The organism is Nocardia sp. NPDC003726 (assembly GCF_053586955.1).
The window spans coordinates 22,799-37,715 of record NZ_JBSFNF010000002.1; the positions used below are offsets into that span (position 1 = coordinate 22,799).

At 69.3% G+C, this 14,917-nt stretch carries 17 protein-coding genes; 13 read left to right on the forward strand and 4 right to left on the reverse strand.

The features are described from left to right. Window positions 1-56: 56 nt before the first annotated feature. The 10 genes from clpS to rdgB all read left to right on the forward strand — a co-directional run bounded on the left by clpS (window position 57) and on the right by rdgB (window position 7,700). Window positions 57-407 (forward strand): ATP-dependent Clp protease adapter ClpS, encoded by a 351-nt coding sequence (gene clpS / locus ACWDMM_RS02535; RefSeq protein WP_039796380.1) that lies wholly within the window; start codon window positions 57-59, stop codon window positions 405-407. A gap of 22 nt (window positions 408-429) precedes the next feature. Then, the gene (aosR, locus tag ACWDMM_RS02540) at window positions 430-999 is read left to right on the forward strand and encodes an oxidative stress transcriptional regulator AosR (protein ID WP_195077335.1); all 570 of its coding nucleotides are present in this window, start codon (window positions 430-432) and stop codon (window positions 997-999) included. Between the two features lie 53 nt (window positions 1,000-1,052). Further along, a complete protein-coding gene (locus ACWDMM_RS02545; RefSeq protein WP_195077336.1) occupies window positions 1,053-2,114 on the forward strand; it encodes a P1 family peptidase in 1,062 nt (353 codons plus the stop codon). 188 nt (window positions 2,115-2,302) lie between these two features. Continuing rightward, a complete protein-coding gene (locus ACWDMM_RS02550) occupies window positions 2,303-2,722 on the forward strand; it encodes a Mov34/MPN/PAD-1 family protein (protein WP_067803148.1) in 420 nt (139 codons plus the stop codon). Window positions 2,723-2,755: 33 nt separating this feature from the next. Beyond that, complete coding sequence (locus ACWDMM_RS02555; protein ID WP_195077337.1) at window positions 2,756-3,028, forward strand: MoaD/ThiS family protein; 273 nt, start codon at window positions 2,756-2,758, stop codon at window positions 3,026-3,028. An 8-nt stretch (window positions 3,029-3,036) separates the two neighbouring features. Then, the gene (locus tag ACWDMM_RS02560; protein ID WP_449935648.1) at window positions 3,037-3,999 is read left to right on the forward strand and encodes a cysteine synthase; all 963 of its coding nucleotides are present in this window, start codon (window positions 3,037-3,039) and stop codon (window positions 3,997-3,999) included. A gap of 68 nt (window positions 4,000-4,067) precedes the next feature. Continuing rightward, window positions 4,068-4,784 carry a rhomboid family intramembrane serine protease gene (locus ACWDMM_RS02565; RefSeq protein ID WP_195077339.1) on the forward strand — a complete coding sequence of 239 codons (717 nt, stop codon included), beginning with the start codon at window positions 4,068-4,070 and terminating at the stop codon, window positions 4,782-4,784. A gap of 68 nt (window positions 4,785-4,852) precedes the next feature. After that, a complete protein-coding gene (locus tag ACWDMM_RS02570; RefSeq protein WP_195077340.1) occupies window positions 4,853-5,617 on the forward strand; it encodes a cyclic nucleotide-degrading phosphodiesterase in 765 nt (254 codons plus the stop codon). A 701-nt stretch (window positions 5,618-6,318) separates the two neighbouring features. Continuing rightward, window positions 6,319-7,089: a ribonuclease PH gene (rph, locus tag ACWDMM_RS02575; protein ID WP_195077341.1), complete on the forward strand. Its 771-nt coding sequence runs from the start codon at window positions 6,319-6,321 to the stop codon at window positions 7,087-7,089. Beyond that, window positions 7,089-7,700, forward strand: a complete 612-nt coding sequence (gene rdgB, locus ACWDMM_RS02580) for an RdgB/HAM1 family non-canonical purine NTP pyrophosphatase (protein ID WP_195077342.1) — start codon at window positions 7,089-7,091, stop codon at window positions 7,698-7,700. Before rph ends, rdgB begins: the two co-directional genes overlap by 1 nt. 7 nt (window positions 7,701-7,707) lie before the next feature. Here rdgB and ACWDMM_RS02585 read toward each other — a convergent pair whose 3' ends face one another. The 4 genes from ACWDMM_RS02585 to ACWDMM_RS02600 form a co-directional block, all read right to left on the reverse strand. After that, the gene (locus ACWDMM_RS02585; protein WP_067803046.1) at window positions 7,708-8,070 is read right to left on the reverse strand and encodes a DUF3817 domain-containing protein; all 363 of its coding nucleotides are present in this window, start codon (window positions 8,068-8,070) and stop codon (window positions 7,708-7,710) included. Beyond that, on the reverse strand, window positions 8,067-8,537 hold the full coding sequence (locus ACWDMM_RS02590; protein WP_195077343.1) for a transcriptional regulator: 471 nt from the start codon (window positions 8,535-8,537) through the stop codon (window positions 8,067-8,069). The genes ACWDMM_RS02585 and ACWDMM_RS02590 overlap by 4 nt, the downstream gene beginning before the upstream one ends. 288 nt (window positions 8,538-8,825) lie before the next feature. After that, entirely contained in the window at window positions 8,826-9,701 is an 876-nt protein-coding gene (locus ACWDMM_RS02595) for an oxidoreductase (RefSeq protein ID WP_195077344.1), read from the reverse strand. A 113-nt stretch (window positions 9,702-9,814) separates the two neighbouring features. After that, a complete protein-coding gene (locus ACWDMM_RS02600) occupies window positions 9,815-11,224 on the reverse strand; it encodes a lipase family protein (protein ID WP_397069781.1) in 1,410 nt (469 codons plus the stop codon). Window positions 11,225-11,385: 161 nt separating this feature from the next. On the opposite strand from ACWDMM_RS02600, the gene ACWDMM_RS02605 reads away from it, so the two are divergent. Genes ACWDMM_RS02605 through ACWDMM_RS02615 form a run of 3 tightly spaced genes read left to right on the forward strand, consistent with a single transcriptional unit; the run spans window position 11,386 to window position 14,839 of the window. Continuing rightward, window positions 11,386-12,045: a TetR/AcrR family transcriptional regulator gene (locus ACWDMM_RS02605; RefSeq protein WP_195077346.1), complete on the forward strand. Its 660-nt coding sequence runs from the start codon at window positions 11,386-11,388 to the stop codon at window positions 12,043-12,045. A 55-nt stretch (window positions 12,046-12,100) separates the two neighbouring features. Next, window positions 12,101-14,134 carry an MDR family MFS transporter gene (locus ACWDMM_RS02610; protein ID WP_323123951.1) on the forward strand — a complete coding sequence of 678 codons (2,034 nt, stop codon included), beginning with the start codon at window positions 12,101-12,103 and terminating at the stop codon, window positions 14,132-14,134. Between the two features lie 60 nt (window positions 14,135-14,194). Continuing rightward, window positions 14,195-14,839 (forward strand): PadR family transcriptional regulator, encoded by a 645-nt coding sequence (locus ACWDMM_RS02615; RefSeq protein ID WP_195077347.1) that lies wholly within the window; start codon window positions 14,195-14,197, stop codon window positions 14,837-14,839. Window positions 14,840-14,917: the final 78 nt, after the last annotated feature.

Genomic DNA, 14,917 nt, shown 5'->3' on the forward strand with positions numbered 1-14,917 from the left:
CGAATCGGGGCTGCGTGGGTGTTGTTTATCCGGGGTCGAGTCGTACCCTTGACCCTATGGCCTTGTGCAACACAGTCCGGGGTGACGTCGTTGTGGACGCCGCGAACGCGACATTGTCGGCGGCACAGGCGACACCCGAAGCGGTGGAGTACACCGAGATCCTGGAGGCGGAGGACCGTCCGTGGGTGACCGTGGTCTGGGACGATCCGGTCAACCTGATGCACTACGTCACCTACATCTTCCAGAAGCTTTTCGGCTACAGCAAAGCGAAGGCGACCGAGCTGATGCTGAAGGTCCACAACGAGGGCAAGGCGGTGGTCTCGTCCGGTTCGCGCGACAAGATGGAACACGACGTCCAGCGACTGCACGCCGCGGGACTCTGGGCCACCATGCAGCGGGACGACTGACCAGCACGACTACCCTGACGCCGTGCGCAAGTGGAGCAGGAAGAACTCGCTGAGCGGTCTCAAACTGCGATCCGAAATGGACGCACGTGAGGCCAACGTGCTTCGGTCCCTGGTCGGTGCGGTCTCCGGGCTGCTCACCGAGCGCGCCGAGTCCGCCCCCGACGACGACTTGGCCGCCCTCACCGGATTGCGATCCGGCAACACCGTCCCGCCGGAGGATCCGCGGCTGCGCAGGCTGCTGCCGGACTTCCACCGCAGCGAACCCGGCTCGCCGGACGCCGAACGCGCCGACCTCAACAGCGCGCTGCGCGGACTGCACGAGCCCGACATCATCGACGCCAAGCTGGCGGCGGGCTCGGTCGTGCTCGACACCGTGCCGAGCGCGGGCGGAAAGATCGTCCTCACCCCCGAGCAGGCCGACGCCTGGTTGACCGCGCTCACCGACGTGCGGCTGGCCCTTGGCACGGTGCTGAACATCGACGCCGACACGCCCGACCAGCTCGACCCCGACGATCCGCGCGCTCCGCACCTGGACGTGTACCACTGGCTGACCTGGATGCAGGACTCGCTGCTCCAGGCGCTGGCGCCCTGACCGGCCGCGCTGCGAAGATCGGCGCGAAGAGTCCGCGCCGTGAGGAGCACAGAGTGAACGCCGAACCGGGTGAACGCAATTCGATCACCGACGTGCCCGGAGTGCTGGTCGGTCATCATCACGTCCTCGATCCGGACGCCACGCTCGGCTCCGGCGCGGCGACCGGATGCACGGTGGTGCGCGTGCCGGGCGGCGCGGTGGCGGCGGTAGACGTGCGCGGCGGAGGACCTGGCACTCGGGAGACCGACCTGCTCGATCCGATGAACACCGTGCGCCGGATCGACGCGGTCCTGCTCACCGGCGGCAGCGCCTTCGGGCTCGCCGCGGCCGACGGGGTGATGCGATGGCTGGAGGACAACGGCGCGGGCATCGTGATGGACCCGGCGGACCCGAGCCGGGTGGTGCCGATCGTGCCCGGCGCGGTGATCTTCGATCTTCCGGTCGGCGCGTGGGACATCCGCCCGACCGCCGAGTTCGGCTATCGCGCCGCGGCCGCGGCGGGCGTCGACTTCGCGCGCGGTTCGGTCGGTGCGGGCGTCGGCGCGCGTGCCGGTTCGATCAAAGGCGGGGTGGGCACGGCGAGCATCGTGCTCGGTGACGGCGCCGCCGCGGGGATCACCGTCGCCGCGCTTGTCGTGGCGAACCCCGTCGGCTCGGTGTTCGATCCGCGCACCGGGTTGCCGTGGGGGTGCGGCACCGACGGGCCCGGCTTCTTCGGGCTGCGGGAGGCGACCGAAGAGCAGCTGGCGGCGGCGAACGCGCTGCCGGTGAAGGGCACCGTGCTCAACACCACGATCGGCGTCGTCGCCACCGACGCCCCGCTCGATCCGGCGGGATGCAGGCGGGTCGCGGTCACCGCGCACGACGGGTTGGCCAGGGCGATCCGCCCCGCGCACTCGCCGCTGGACGGGGACACGCTCTTCGCGCTCGCCACCGGGACGGCGGAGGAGGACGCAGGTCTGCCACTGCCGCCCGCCTTTCCCTCCGATCTGCTTGTTCTCGACCAGATCTGCACGGCCGCCGCCGTCTGTGTCGAACGCGCCATCGTCGACGCGATCCGCTCGGCGCACACGGTGGCGGGCATCCCGGCCTACCGAGACCTGTTCGGCGTTTGATTTCCAGCGCCCGCTCGGCATCGCTTCGCTCGAAAGACGTGGTCGGGGGGAGCCCGGCGCAGATCTCCGGATGGCGGGTACCTGGTGGGCCGGAATCGGGGACCGGGCGAGCCGGCCGCGGGAATAGCCGAATATCCTGGCTCGTTGTCGACTGCGATGGGTCGGCGTTGTGGAAAGGTGTGCGACTCGTGCTGGTGATCAGGGCCGACCTCGTGGAGGCGATGGTGGCGCACGCGCGCGCCGATCACCCCGACGAGGCCTGCGGTGTCATCGCGGGGCCGGAGGGCTCGGATCGTCCGGAGCGCTTCATCGCCATGGTCAACGCCGAGCGTTCGCCCACGTTCTACCGCTTCGACTCCGGCGAGCAGTTGAAGGTGTGGCGCGCGATGGACGACGCCGACGAGGCGCCGGTCGTCATCTACCACTCGCACACCGCCACCGAGGCCTATCCGAGCCGGACCGACGTGTCCTACGCCTCCGAGCCGTTCGCGCACTACGTGCTGATCTCCACCCGCGATCCCGAGCAGCACGAGCTGCGCAGCTACCGGATCGTGGACGGCGAGGTCACCGAGGAGCCGGTGCGGATCGTCGACGCGTACGAGAACTAGACCGATGCCTGTTCGCGAAACCGAGGAGTACCCATGCCGGTAACCGTCTCCATTCCGACCATCATGCGCGGCCTCACCAAAGGTGAGAAGCGCGTGCAGGCCGAGGGCGCCACGCTGTCGGCGCTGATCGACGACCTCGAGGCCAACCACCCCGGGCTCGCCGAGCGCCTGCTGAAGGACGGCAAGCTCAACCGCTACGTCAACATCTACGTCGACGACGAGGACGTGCGCTTCGCCGGCGGGCTGGACGCCGAAGTGCCGCAGGATGCCAGCGTGACGATCCTGCCCGCCGTGGCCGGAGGCTGACCCGTCCCGTGGCGCGTTACGAATCGCTGATCGCGACCCTCGGTAACACCCCGCTGGTCGGGCTGCGCACCCTGTCCCCGCGCTGGGACGGTGACGACCACGTGCGACTGTGGGCCAAGCTGGAGGATCGCAACCCCACCGGCTCGATCAAGGATCGGCCCGCCCTGCGGATGATCGAGAAGGCCGAGGCCGACGGGTTGCTGCGGCCCGGTTGCACGATCCTGGAGCCCACCAGCGGCAACACGGGCATCTCGCTGGCCATGGCGGCGAAGCTCAAGGGCTACCAGCTGGTCTGCGTGATGCCGGAGAACACCTCCGTGGAGCGGCGGCAGCTGCTCACCATGTTCGGGGCGCGGATCATCGACTCCCCGGCGGCGGGCGGCTCCAATCAGGCCGTCGCGCTGGCCAAGCAGATCGCGGCGGAGCATCCCGACTGGGTGATGCTCTACCAATACGGCAATCCGGCGAACGCGTCGGCGCACTACGAGACCACCGGCCCGGAGATCCTGGCCGACCTGCCCGAGATCACCCATTTCGTCGCGGGCCTCGGCACCACGGGCACGCTGATGGGGACCGGCCGCTTCCTGCGGGAGAAGGTGCCCGGCATCGAGATCGTGGCCGCCGAGCCGCGTTACGGCGAACTGGTCTACGGCCTGCGCAACATCGACGAAGGGTTCATCCCCGAGCTGTACGACGAGAGCGTGCTGACCACCCGCTTCTCGGTCGGCCCTTACGACGCGGTGAAACGCACTCGCGAACTGGTGCTCGAAGAGGGCATCTTCGCCGGGATCTCCACCGGCGCCATCCTGCACGCCGCGCTCGGCGTCGCCCGCAAGGCGGTGAAGGCGGGCACGCGCGCCGACATCGCGTTCGTGGTGGCCGACGGCGGATGGAAGTACCTGTCCACCGGGGCCTACGACGGCACGCTCGAAGAGGCGGAAGAGCGGCTCGACGGCCAGCTCTGGGCCTGATTCCCCGGCCGCGCCGGTACCCTCGGTGGGGGCGGGGCCACGCCCCCCGCCACGGCGAGGAGGTGGCCATGACCGGCGCGGGACTGGGGCCGTCGTTCGACCCTGATCGGCTGGCGGCGCTTCGTGCGCGAGTGGGCAAGCCCGCTGGTGCTCCCATGCGGCCCGCCGCCGGAGGCTTCGCCGCGATCAAGCAACTGTGGCTGCGGGCCGGTGTGCTGATCGCCGGATTCGTGGGAGTGCTCTACGGCGTCGAAGGGGTGGACACCGCCGTCGGCGGACAGCTCGACCACGCGGGCATCGAACCGCGCCGCGCCGACGGGCTGACCGGCATCCTGTTCGCCCCGTTGCTGCACGGCGGCTGGCCGCATCTGATCGGCAACACGCTCCCGGTGCTGGTGCTCGGTTTCCTGGTCCTGGTGACCGGCATCGGACGCGGGCTCGCCGCGACCGCGATCATCTGGCTGGGTGCCGGGCTCGGGGTCTGGCTCACCGGCGCGACGGGCAGCACGCACATCGGGGCGTCGTCGCTGGTGTTCGGCTGGTTGACCTTCCTCATCTCGCGGGGCTGGTTCGCCCGCAACGTCGGGCAGATCGTGCTCGGCCTCGTCGTGCTCGCCCTCTACGGGTCGCTGCTGTGGGGTGTGCTGCCCGGTCAGCCCGGAATCTCTTGGCAGGGGCACCTATTCGGCGCGTTGAGTGGATTGCTGGCCGGCTGGGTACTCTCTTCGGATGCACGACGAAACCGCCGCGGGGACCGAGCCGGAACCGGTGCGTCGCCGCGGTGAGCGGGCGGCCCGCCGGAAATGTGGGGGATCCTTTCTTGAGTGAGAATTCCGCGTGGCAGCATGGGGGGATGCGCCTTACCGTCCTCGGGTGCTCGGGCAGTGTGTCCGGCCCGGACTCTCCCGCGTCGGGTTACCTGCTGACCGGCCCGGACATGCGGCCAACGGTCATCGATTTCGGTCCGGGTGTGCTGGGCGCGTTGCAGCGCCACGCCGATCCCGGTGAGGTCGACATCTTCCTGACCCATCTGCACGCCGACCACTGCCTCGACCTGCCCGGTTTGCTGGTGTGGCGCCGCTACCACCCGACGCCCCCGGAAGGGAAGGCGATCGTGCGCGGCCCGTCGGACACCTCGCTGCGCATCGGCAATGCCTCCGCCGAGGTCGGCGGCGAATGCGACGACTGGTCGGATGTGATCGACATGCGTGCCTGGGTCGAGGGCGAGCCCGTCTCCTTCGGGCCGGGCCACACCGTCACCGCGCGCCGGATGTACCACCCGCCGGAGTCCTACGGTCTGCGCATCGTCACCGCCGCCGGCCGCACCTTCGTCTATACCGGCGACACCGCGCTGTGCCCCCAGGTCCACGAACTCGCGCAGGGTGCCGACATCCTGATGGCGGAGGCATCCTGGACCCACGACCCGGCGAATCGCCCACCCGGCATTCACCTCTCGGGCACCGAGGCCGGCCAGATCGCCGCCCAGGCAGGCGTGAAGGAACTCCTGCTCACCCACATCCCCCCGTGGACCTCCCGCGAAGACGTGATCGCCGAGGCGAAGGAACAGTTCACCGGCCCCGTGCACGCGGTGGCCCCTGGCGAAACCTTCGATCTCTGACCGAATCCGGTAACGACAGGACCGGCGCGCACTCATCGAACGGGTTCGCCACAACGTGTGAAGCGCACTGTCGCATCACGCCGGGTCGCCCGAACGACGCGCCGATCCAAGAATCCGTAAGGCATTCCGTCTGCCGAAGCTCAGGGAGTCGACTCGATCCGACTGCCCACAACTCGGTGCCGACTCGCAATCGGCCCGCCGCTTCGTGGTGCCGCCCATGGCTTACACAGCGAGGCCTGCGAAGACACCCGCCGAACTCCTCTGGGTACGCCTCTGGTCCCCGCCGTGATCCCACACGCCCGGCGCGCCTCGACCACGGCTCTCGACCGGAGCGAGACGCAGCATGCGCCCTCCGAAGCCCGGCTCGTCTGGACGCTACCGCCGTTCGATAGACGAAGCAGCAGCGGTGGCGTACGACACCCCGCCGACAGGGGCGCCCCGTGAATCACGCGCTTGTCACGCAGCGTGCCCAGCGCACCACCCCTACAGGTTTCGAGCGAAGCGAGACCGAGCATGCGCGTTCGTGGCCCGGCTCGTGTCCGAGTGGCCGCCGCGTAGGCGACGAAGGAGCAAGCGGCGGTCGCTCGGATACGAGCCATGAGGGGGCCGCGAACACCCAGCGCCGCAGGCGCTGGAATACAAACACAGCCGCGAACACGCCGCGACGAAGTCGCGGCCAGAAGACCCAGTATTCTGTGGCCGTGTCGAGACGAGCCGATGGCAGGGCGGACGATGAGCTCCGCGAGGTCCGGATCACCCGTGGTTTCACCACGCATCCCGCGGGTTCGGTGCTGGTGGAGTTCGGGCAGACGCGGGTGATGTGCACCGCGAGCGTCACCGAGGGGGTGCCGTCGTGGCGGCGTGACTCCGGATTGGGCTGGCTCACCGCGGAATACGCGATGCTGCCTGCGGCCACGCACACCCGGAGCGGGCGTGAGTCGGTGAAGGGCCGGATCGGCGGGCGGACCCAGGAGATCAGCCGCCTGGTCGGCCGCTCGCTGCGCGCCTGCATCGACCTGGCGGCGATCGGCGAGAACACCATCGCGATCGACTGCGATGTGCTCCAGGCCGACGGCGGCACCAGGACGGCCGCCATCACCGGCGCCTACGTGGCGCTGGCGGACGCGGTGACCTATCTCGGCGCGGCGGGCGCGCTGGCCGACCCGCAGCCGATCTCCTGCGCGATCGCCGCGGTGAGCGTCGGCGTGGTCGACGGCCGGGTGCGCGTGGATCTGCCTTACGAGGAGGATTCGCGCGCCGAGGTCGACATGAACGTGGTCGCCACCGACACCGGAACGCTGGTGGAGATCCAGGGCACCGGCGAGGGAGCCACCTTCCCGCGTTCCACGCTGGACAAGTTGCTCGATGCCGCGCTCGCCAGTTGTGAGCGATTGTTCGTCGTGCAGAAGGAGGCGCTGGCGCTGCCGTACCCCGGCGTGCTTCCCGAACCCGCCGAGCCGAAGAAGAAGTGATGACCCGCCGTCTGCTGGTGGCAAGCCGCAACGCCAAGAAACTGAACGAATTGCGCCGCATCCTCGATGAGGCTGGCATCGCCGGGATCGAGCTCGTCGGATTGAACGATGTTCCGCCGTACGACGAGGCGCCCGAGACCGGCGCGACGTTCGAGGAGAACGCGCTGGCCAAGGCCCGCGACGGCGCGGCGGCCACGGGGTTGGCCTGTGTCGCCGACGATTCCGGCATCGAGGTGGACGCGCTGAACGGCATGCCGGGGGTGCTGTCGGCGCGCTGGTCGGGCAGGCACGGCGACGACGCGGCCAACAACGCGCTGCTGCTGGCCCAGCTGTCCGACGTGCCGGACGAGCGGCGCGGCGGGCGATTCGTGTCCACCTGCGCGCTGGTGGTGCCGGGCGGCGCGGAGACCGTGGTGCGCGGTGAATGGCCCGGTTCGATCGGGCGGAAGCCGGTGGGCGACGGTGGTTTCGGTTACGACCCGCTGTTCATCCCGGAGGGCGGCGACCTCACCGCGGCCCAGCTGACACCGGCCCAGAAGGACGCGGTGTCGCATCGGGGACGGGCGCTGGCCCGGTTGACGCCCGCGCTCGCGGCGCTCGCCGAAGGCTGACGCGGCCTCAGACGCCGTAGGTCTGCTTGACCTGCTTGGCGTTGACGTGCTCGACGAAGAACGACAGCAGCGGGATGGTGCCGGCGAGCAAGGTGCCGACGGTGCGCAGGACCGGCCAGCGGACCTTGACCGCGAGATCGGCGGTGACCAGCAGGTAGACGAAGTACACCCAGCCGTGCACCACGGCGATCCAGCTGGGGGTCGCCACGTCGAAGCCGTATTTGGCGATCATCTCACCGGTGAGCAGCAGCAGCCAGAGGCCGGTGATCCAGGCCAGCGCCCGGTAGCGCAGCAGCGCCGGGCCGATCTTGGCCGCGTTTCCGGCCGGGGCCGGTGCGGTGGTCTCGGTGGAATTCTCGCTGGTGGTCAACCGGCGCTCCTCTCGCGGGTGTGCAGGCCCGCCGCGCGGACCTGTTCATCGATGTCGTTGGCGTGCAGCGCGGCGAGGTACCGGTTGTACTCGGCGAGCACGGGATCCTCGTCCCGGACGGCTTTCGGCCGCTCGGGCAGCAAACCCGGCGGCAGTTCGGTCGGCGCGATCGGTTTCGGGGTGCGGCTGGCGGCGGAAGCGGGCCGCGGGGCCGCGGCGGATTCGTTCTTCTCCTCGGGTTCGCTTGCCTCGCGCTCGAGCCGTACGAACCGGAAGTAGGCGAAGACGGCGAATCCCGCGAACAGGGGCCACTGCAACGCGTAGCCGAGATTCTGTGCGGTGCCGGTCGCGGACTCGTACCGCTCCCATTGCCACCAGGCCAGCCCCAGGCAGCCCAGCGCGGCGATGATCACCAGCGCGATGAGGGCCGGGCGGTTGTGTGCCGAGCGGCGGGGTGAGGCGGACACGGCTTCTACGGTACCCGTTCTACTACGCGGGCCGTAGAACGAGGTACGCCGTCCGTCGCCCGCTGTGACCACGGTCATCGCGGCGGCGAGCGCACTGTCGACGTGGCCGGTCCGACCGGAGCCGAAGGGCGGGCGCGCGGCTCGGTCGGACCGGACGCGTCGACAGCTGGTAGATCGTTCCCCCATCGCGTGCGCGGAGCGGTCCCGGTTTCACTGGCCGTGGCTTGATACGTCCGGACCGGGTCGGCGGTGGAGCGGTTGCGGGTTGACTGCTCCGTTGTCGCCGGTTCAGACGGGGTAGATGACGCCGGTCTTGCGCTCCGATTCGGCCCACAACCGCTGCCACAGGTCCCGGTTCTGCGACAGGCGGGTGGAGGACGAGGGTTTCACCGGGCCCTGGCTGCCGAAAAGGCGGGTCGGGCCCCAGTAGGTCTCGGGGTCGGCGTCGGGCATGGTGGCGGCGAACAAAGTCGAGTGCGCCGCCTTGGCGGGGGAGTGGCCGATCAGGCGGATGAACGGCTTGGAGATGTGATCGAGCGGGGTCTCGGTGTGCGCGAAGAGGTCGGTGGCCGAGACACCGGGATGCACCGCGTAGGAGCGCTTGGACGAGCCGGATTCGCGCAACCTGCGCTGCAGTTCGCGGGCGAACATCAGATTGCACAGCTTGGACTGCGCGTAGGCGAGATTGCGCTGATACCGGCGCTTCTCGTAGTCGAGGTCATCGATCCAGAGCTTCGGCGTCTGCTTGTGCGCGATGCTGGAGAGGGTGACCACCCGATCGGTGATCCGGTCCAGCAGCAGGCCGGTGAGCGCGAAGTGTCCGAGGTGGTTGACTCCCCATTGGGTCTCGAAGCCGTCCTTGGTCCGCGAGAACGGGATGTTCATCAGGCCCGCGTTGTTGACCAGGACGTCGAACCGGTCGCTGTCGTCGGCGAACTTGCGCACCGAGGACAGATCGGCCAGGTCGAGTTCCGCCACGCGGACATCGCCGTCGATGCCCGCCGCGACCTCTTTCGCCTTGACCGCGTTGCGACAGGCCATGATCACCGTCGCGCCCTTGGCGGCCAGGACTTTCGTGGTGACGGCGCCGAGGCCGCCGTTCGCGCCGGTGATGACAAAGGTGCGTCCCGTCTGGTCCGGGATCTCAGCTGGTTTCCACGCCATGCGTCAACCTTACTCTGGAGTAAGTTTACGGGGAAGAATATCGCCAACGATCGTCTCAGACGCGGAAGCTCGTGTCGTGGAGGACGACCGCGACACGAGCTGCCGGCCGGTGTTCAGCGGCCGCTGCCGATAGGTTGCCCGAAGGCGGCCGCGAGGACGTCGCCCACCGTCTCGCCCCAGACCTGCCAGGTGGCGGGGTCCAGCGTCATCGAGCCGACATCGGTGACGGTGACGCCGTCGGCCACCGGCACGCCCGCGAACCGATCCTTCAACCACAGCAGCGCGCGCGGCGCGGCGATCGGATCGAGGGTGAGGTGCTCGCTGAAGTGGTCGCGGATGTACTCGACCCGTGCGCCGGGGTCCTTGGCGTAGGTGCCGACCAGCTCGTTGACCGGACCCACCGGAATGAGCCAGTCGGCGTTGGCCTGGTACATCAGCATCGGCATGTCCGGCACCGCCTGGCCCAGCTTCGTCTTGTTCAGAACGTCCACGACGGCGGGATCGGTGAACGGATTCTTCGCCAGCATCCCCAGGTTGTCCGCGAACGGGAACAGCGCGGCCTGGTAGCTCGCGCAGAGCTGCTCCTTGCCCGCGATCATGAGCCTGCCCAGGCCGTTGGCGTTCTCGTCGAGGAATCGACGCAGTTGCGGATATTCGCGCGAGACGCCGAGCGCGCCCGCGAAGATCAGCCCGGCGGAGAGATTGCCGTTGGCCATTCGCAACGCGGCGGACAGGTCGGCGGGGATGCCGCCCTCCGCGGCGCCGACCACATTCAGTTCGGGTGCGTAGGCGCGCTTCAGTTCGGCGGCCCAGCCGGTGGCGATCGCGCCGCCGGAGTAGCCCATCATCCCGACCCTGGTCCCGGTCCCGGACAGTTGCATCGGCGCGAAGTTCTCCGCGGCGCGAATGCCGTCGAGCGTGATGCGACCCGCCAAAGGTCCCGCGGCGTACGCCGAATCGGGCCCCTGGTGATCCGGGATCACCGCGGCCCAGCCCTGGGCCAGCGCGGCCTGCACCTCGAGGAACTGCGCGGCCACCAGGGTCGAGCCGGTCAAGGTCGCCGGGATGGAACCCATCTGGAGCTGATACGACGGCATGCAGTAGTTGCCGGTCGAGTCCTCGGCGATCTGGTAGGAGAACAGCGGCCGGTCGGCGACGTAGCCGCGCGGCTTGATCACCGTTGCCACGGCGGCGATGGCCTCGCCGCGGGAGTTGGTGGAGCGGTAGGACAGCTGCCAGGCGTCCACGTTCACCGGAAGCAGCGAGAGGTTGGCCAGATTGACCTGGCGCGCGGCGATGATCTGGCCGGGAGCCAGATCGGCGTAGGTCTGCGCGGGCGGGCGGTAGAACGCCGGGTCGAAGCCGGGCGGCAGCGGCGGAATCGGGAACGGCAGCGCGGGCTGGACCACCGGAGCGTCCGGCTGGGGCTCGGCGGCGGCGGAGCCGGGGAGCGACGGCAGCCCCACCGCGACCGCGGCGAGCGCCGCGAGCAGCTTCGGTGCGTGCTTGCGGGAAATGACCACGCGAGAACCTCTTCGTTCGGTGAGCCACATTTGTGAGCCCCATCGGTTTCAGACTGGCCCGAGTATGCGGCGTCATGACCGCCGATCACAAGTAGGCAGCGGCGACCGTCAAGGCGACGGGACCGGTTCGTGGTCGCCGTGATTTCGCTACGGTGAGAGATGTGACGGCGACAGTGGGCAGGCAATACGGTGGGCGTGCCGTCGTGGAACGGAAAGCCGAGCGGCGGCAGCGGTTCCTCGAGGCGGCCACCCGGATCTTCGCCGAGCGCGGCTATGCCGACTGTTCGCTGGCCGACGTGTGCGCCGCCGCGGGTTTGTCCAAACGGCAGTTCTACGAGGAGTTCCAAGCCAGGGAGGACGTGCTGGTCGCCGCGTACGACCGGATCCAGGACGAGGCCGCCGCCGCCGTGGTCGCGCGGATGGACGCGCTCGACCCGCGGTTCGACCTGCGCGCCGCGATGACCGCCGTGGTGACCGCCTACCTGGAATCGATCGGCTCGGATCCCTATCGCGCGAAGGTCGCCTTCATCGAAGTGGTCGGCGTGAGCGAGCGGATGGAGCGGCACCGGCGCGAGCGCAGGCACGGGTGGGCGGCCGTGCTGGAATCCCACGTGGTGCCCGTGGTAGCGCCAGGTTCGCGGATACGCGGCGCGCCCGGGTGGGGGGCGAGCGCCTTGATCGGCGCGATCAACGGCCTCGCGCACGAGTGGGTGCTGGCCGATCCGCGTCCGACGGTGGCCGAGCTCGTCGATCTGCTCGTCCCCATCGCGATGTCGCTCATCGAACCGCGCGACGAAGCGCGGGAGAGTACGGCCGGCTGATTCGCTGCCGTGTCGCTGGATATTCATCCGAGCGGCGAAAGCCCATACTGAGCTGATGGCCGGTTCGGTTGCTGTCGCCCCGGACCCTGTCGCTCCGATGGGCAGGGCCAAGACCAACATCGTGTTCGGCACCATCGTGCTCGGCATGCTCATGGCGGCACTGGACCAGACCATCGTGTCCACCGCGCTGCCCACCATCGTCGCCGACCTCGGCGGCGCGGGGCATATGGCGTGGGTGGTCACCTCCTACCTGCTCGCCGAGGCGGTGGCGACGGCGCTGGCGGGGAAGCTCGGCGATCTGTTCGGCCGCAAGCTGGTGTTCCAGATCAGTGCCGTGATCTTCATCGTCGGCTCGATGGTCGCCGGGCTGGCCAACGGCATGTTGTTGCTGGTCCTCGCCCGTGGGATCCAGGGCTTCGGCGCGGGCGGGTTGATGGTCACGTCGATGGCGCTGATCGCCGACATCATTCCGCTGCGGCAGCGGGGCAAGTATCAGGGCGCGCTTGGCGCGGTATTCGGCGTGACCACGGTGATCGGCCCGACGCTGGGCGGCCTGTTCACCGACCATGCCAGCTGGCGCTGGTGCTTCTACGTCAACGTGCCGGTCGCGGTGGTGATGATCGCGCTGGCGGCGCGCACCCTCCCGCGGGTGCGCGCCGCGGCCAAACCGGTGATCGACTACCTCGGCATCGGCCTGGTGGCGCTGGGCGTCTCCTGCTTGATCCTCGGCCTGGAATGGGGCGGTCAGCAATACGCGTGGAATTCGCCGACGATCATCGGCCTGTTCGCCGCGGCGGTGTTCCTGCTCGCCACGTTCGTCGCGGTGGAGTTGCGGGCCACCGAGCCGATGCTGCCGATGGGCTTGTTCCGCAGCCAGGTGTTCACGGTGTGCTCGATTCTCAGCTTCATCGTCGGCTTCGCGATGCTCGGCTCGATGACCTACCTGCCCGCGTATCTGCAATACGTCGACGGCGTTTCGGCCACCATGTCGGGTGTACGCACGCTGCCGCTGGTGGCGGGCCTGTTCGCCACCTCGATCCTGTCCGGGCAGGTGGTCGGCAAATCCGGGCGCTATCGGTATTTCCCGATCGCGGGCACGCTGGTCATGTCGCTCGGCCTGTATCTGATGTCGACGATGGGCCGCGACACCGGCACGTGGCTGGAGTCGCTGTACATGCTGATCCTCGGCCTCGGCATCGGACTGGCGATGCAGGTGCTCACCATCGTCGTGCAGAACACCGTGCCCTACGCCCAGCTCGGTACCGCGACCTCCGGCGTCACGTTCTTCCGCACGCTGGGCAGCGCCTTCGGCACGGCCATCTTCGGCACCCTCTACAGCAACGAGATCGGCCCCGACCTCGCCGCCGCCCTGGCCCGGGTCGGCGTGGTGCCGCCCGCGGTCGCCGCGGATCCGCAAGCGTTGCGCGCCCTGCCCGCCGAACAGTCGGCGCCGATCATCGACGCGTACGCGGACTCCATCGACCACGTGTTCTTCTGGGTCGTGCCGATCGCACTGGCCGGATTCGTGGTCGCGTGGTTCCTGCCCGAGGTGCCGCTGCGCGACAGCGCGCGGGCGGGCGCGGGGGATGTGGGGGAGGGGTTCTCGGTGCCCGACTCACCCGATCGGCTGGTGCAACTGGAACGGGCGATCGCGGGGACCATGCGCAGGGCGGGAGCGCAGGATCCGATCGGCCCGCGCATCCTCGCCGACGCCGACAGCGACCTCACGCGCGGCGAGGCATGGGCGCTCGGGCAGGTGTATCTGCGCGATCGCGTGCGCGGCGACGCCACGCTGACCGGGATCGCGCGGGCGCACCGCGTGCCCGAGGAGGTGATCGAGCCGATCTACGACCAGGTCGGCGCGGAAGGTTATCTGACGCGGGAGGGACAGCGACTGCGGCTCACCGACGCCGGAGCGGCCGAGCTGGATCGGATCAAGGCGGCCTGGCGGCGCTGGCTCGACACCAGGCTCGACGACTGGAACGAGGCCGATCCCGCCGATCGCGCGCTGCTGGATCAGGCGCTGGCGAACATCGCCACCAAGTTGCTGGAAGACCAGACGCGCGCACAGGAGACGGTGCCAGCCTGATCTGCTTGCGGCCGATTACTCGTAGACGTATATTCGTAGACGAGTAAGGGAGGTGCCGCGATGAAGAAGCGCAAGGTCGACAACCTGCTGGCGCTCGCGGTGCTGTCGGTGATCATCGAGCGCCCGATGCACCGCTACGAGATCGCCCAGACCCTGCGCGAGCGGGGCAAGGACCACGACATGGCGATCAAGTGGGGTTCGCTCTACACGGTCGTGCAGAACATGGCCAAGGTCGGGTTCCTGGAGGTCGTCGGCAGTGAACGGGAAGGCGCCCGGCCCGAGCGGGTGATCTACCGGATCACCGACGCGGGCCGTGCCGAGATGGCCGACTGGACCAGGGAACTGCTGTCCACTCCGGAGCCGGAACATCACCGGTTCGTCGCGGGCCTGTCGATTCTCGCGGTGCTTCCGCCCGCCGAGGTGGTGGAACTGCTCGGCACCCGCCTCGAAGCGCTGGAGCGCACCATCGCCACCGTGCGACGCGAACTCGGCGAGCTCGCGGGCACGCTGCCGCGGCTGTTCATCATCGAATCCGAGTTCGGGCTGGCGATGCTGGAGGCCGAGGCGGCGTGGACGCGCTCGCTGCGCGCGGAGCTGACCGAGGGCACCTTCCCCGGACTGGCCCAATGGCGCGAGTGGCACGAGCGCGGCATGCTGCCGTCCGACGTCGACGAAATGGTGGAGAGGGGGATGGCCGAGAACTAGCCGAGAACCGGACCCGGCGAAGGTGCGGCAACACCGCCGCCGGGCCCGATCGAACAGTCTCGAACCGCGCCCGCGAAC

What these genes read in the sequence shown, in the direction of transcription:
- clpS (WP_039796380.1), top strand. Translation starts at nt 57, where the DNA reads ATGGCCTTGTGCAACACAGTCCGGGGTGACGTCGTTGTGGACGCCGCG.
- ACWDMM_RS02555 (WP_195077337.1), top strand. Translation starts at nt 2,756, where the DNA reads ATGCCGGTAACCGTCTCCATTCCGACCATCATGCGCGGCCTCACCAAA.
- ACWDMM_RS02565 (WP_195077339.1), top strand. Translation starts at nt 4,068, where the DNA reads ATGACCGGCGCGGGACTGGGGCCGTCGTTCGACCCTGATCGGCTGGCG.
- ACWDMM_RS02570 (WP_195077340.1), top strand. Translation starts at nt 4,853, where the DNA reads ATGCGCCTTACCGTCCTCGGGTGCTCGGGCAGTGTGTCCGGCCCGGAC.
- rdgB (WP_195077342.1), top strand. Translation starts at nt 7,089, where the DNA reads ATGACCCGCCGTCTGCTGGTGGCAAGCCGCAACGCCAAGAAACTGAAC.
- ACWDMM_RS02595 (WP_195077344.1), bottom strand. Translation starts at nt 9,701, where the DNA reads ATGGCGTGGAAACCAGCTGAGATCCCGGACCAGACGGGACGCACCTTT.
- ACWDMM_RS02610 (WP_323123951.1), top strand. Translation starts at nt 12,101, where the DNA reads ATGGCCGGTTCGGTTGCTGTCGCCCCGGACCCTGTCGCTCCGATGGGC.
- ACWDMM_RS02615 (WP_195077347.1), top strand. Translation starts at nt 14,195, where the DNA reads ATGAAGAAGCGCAAGGTCGACAACCTGCTGGCGCTCGCGGTGCTGTCG.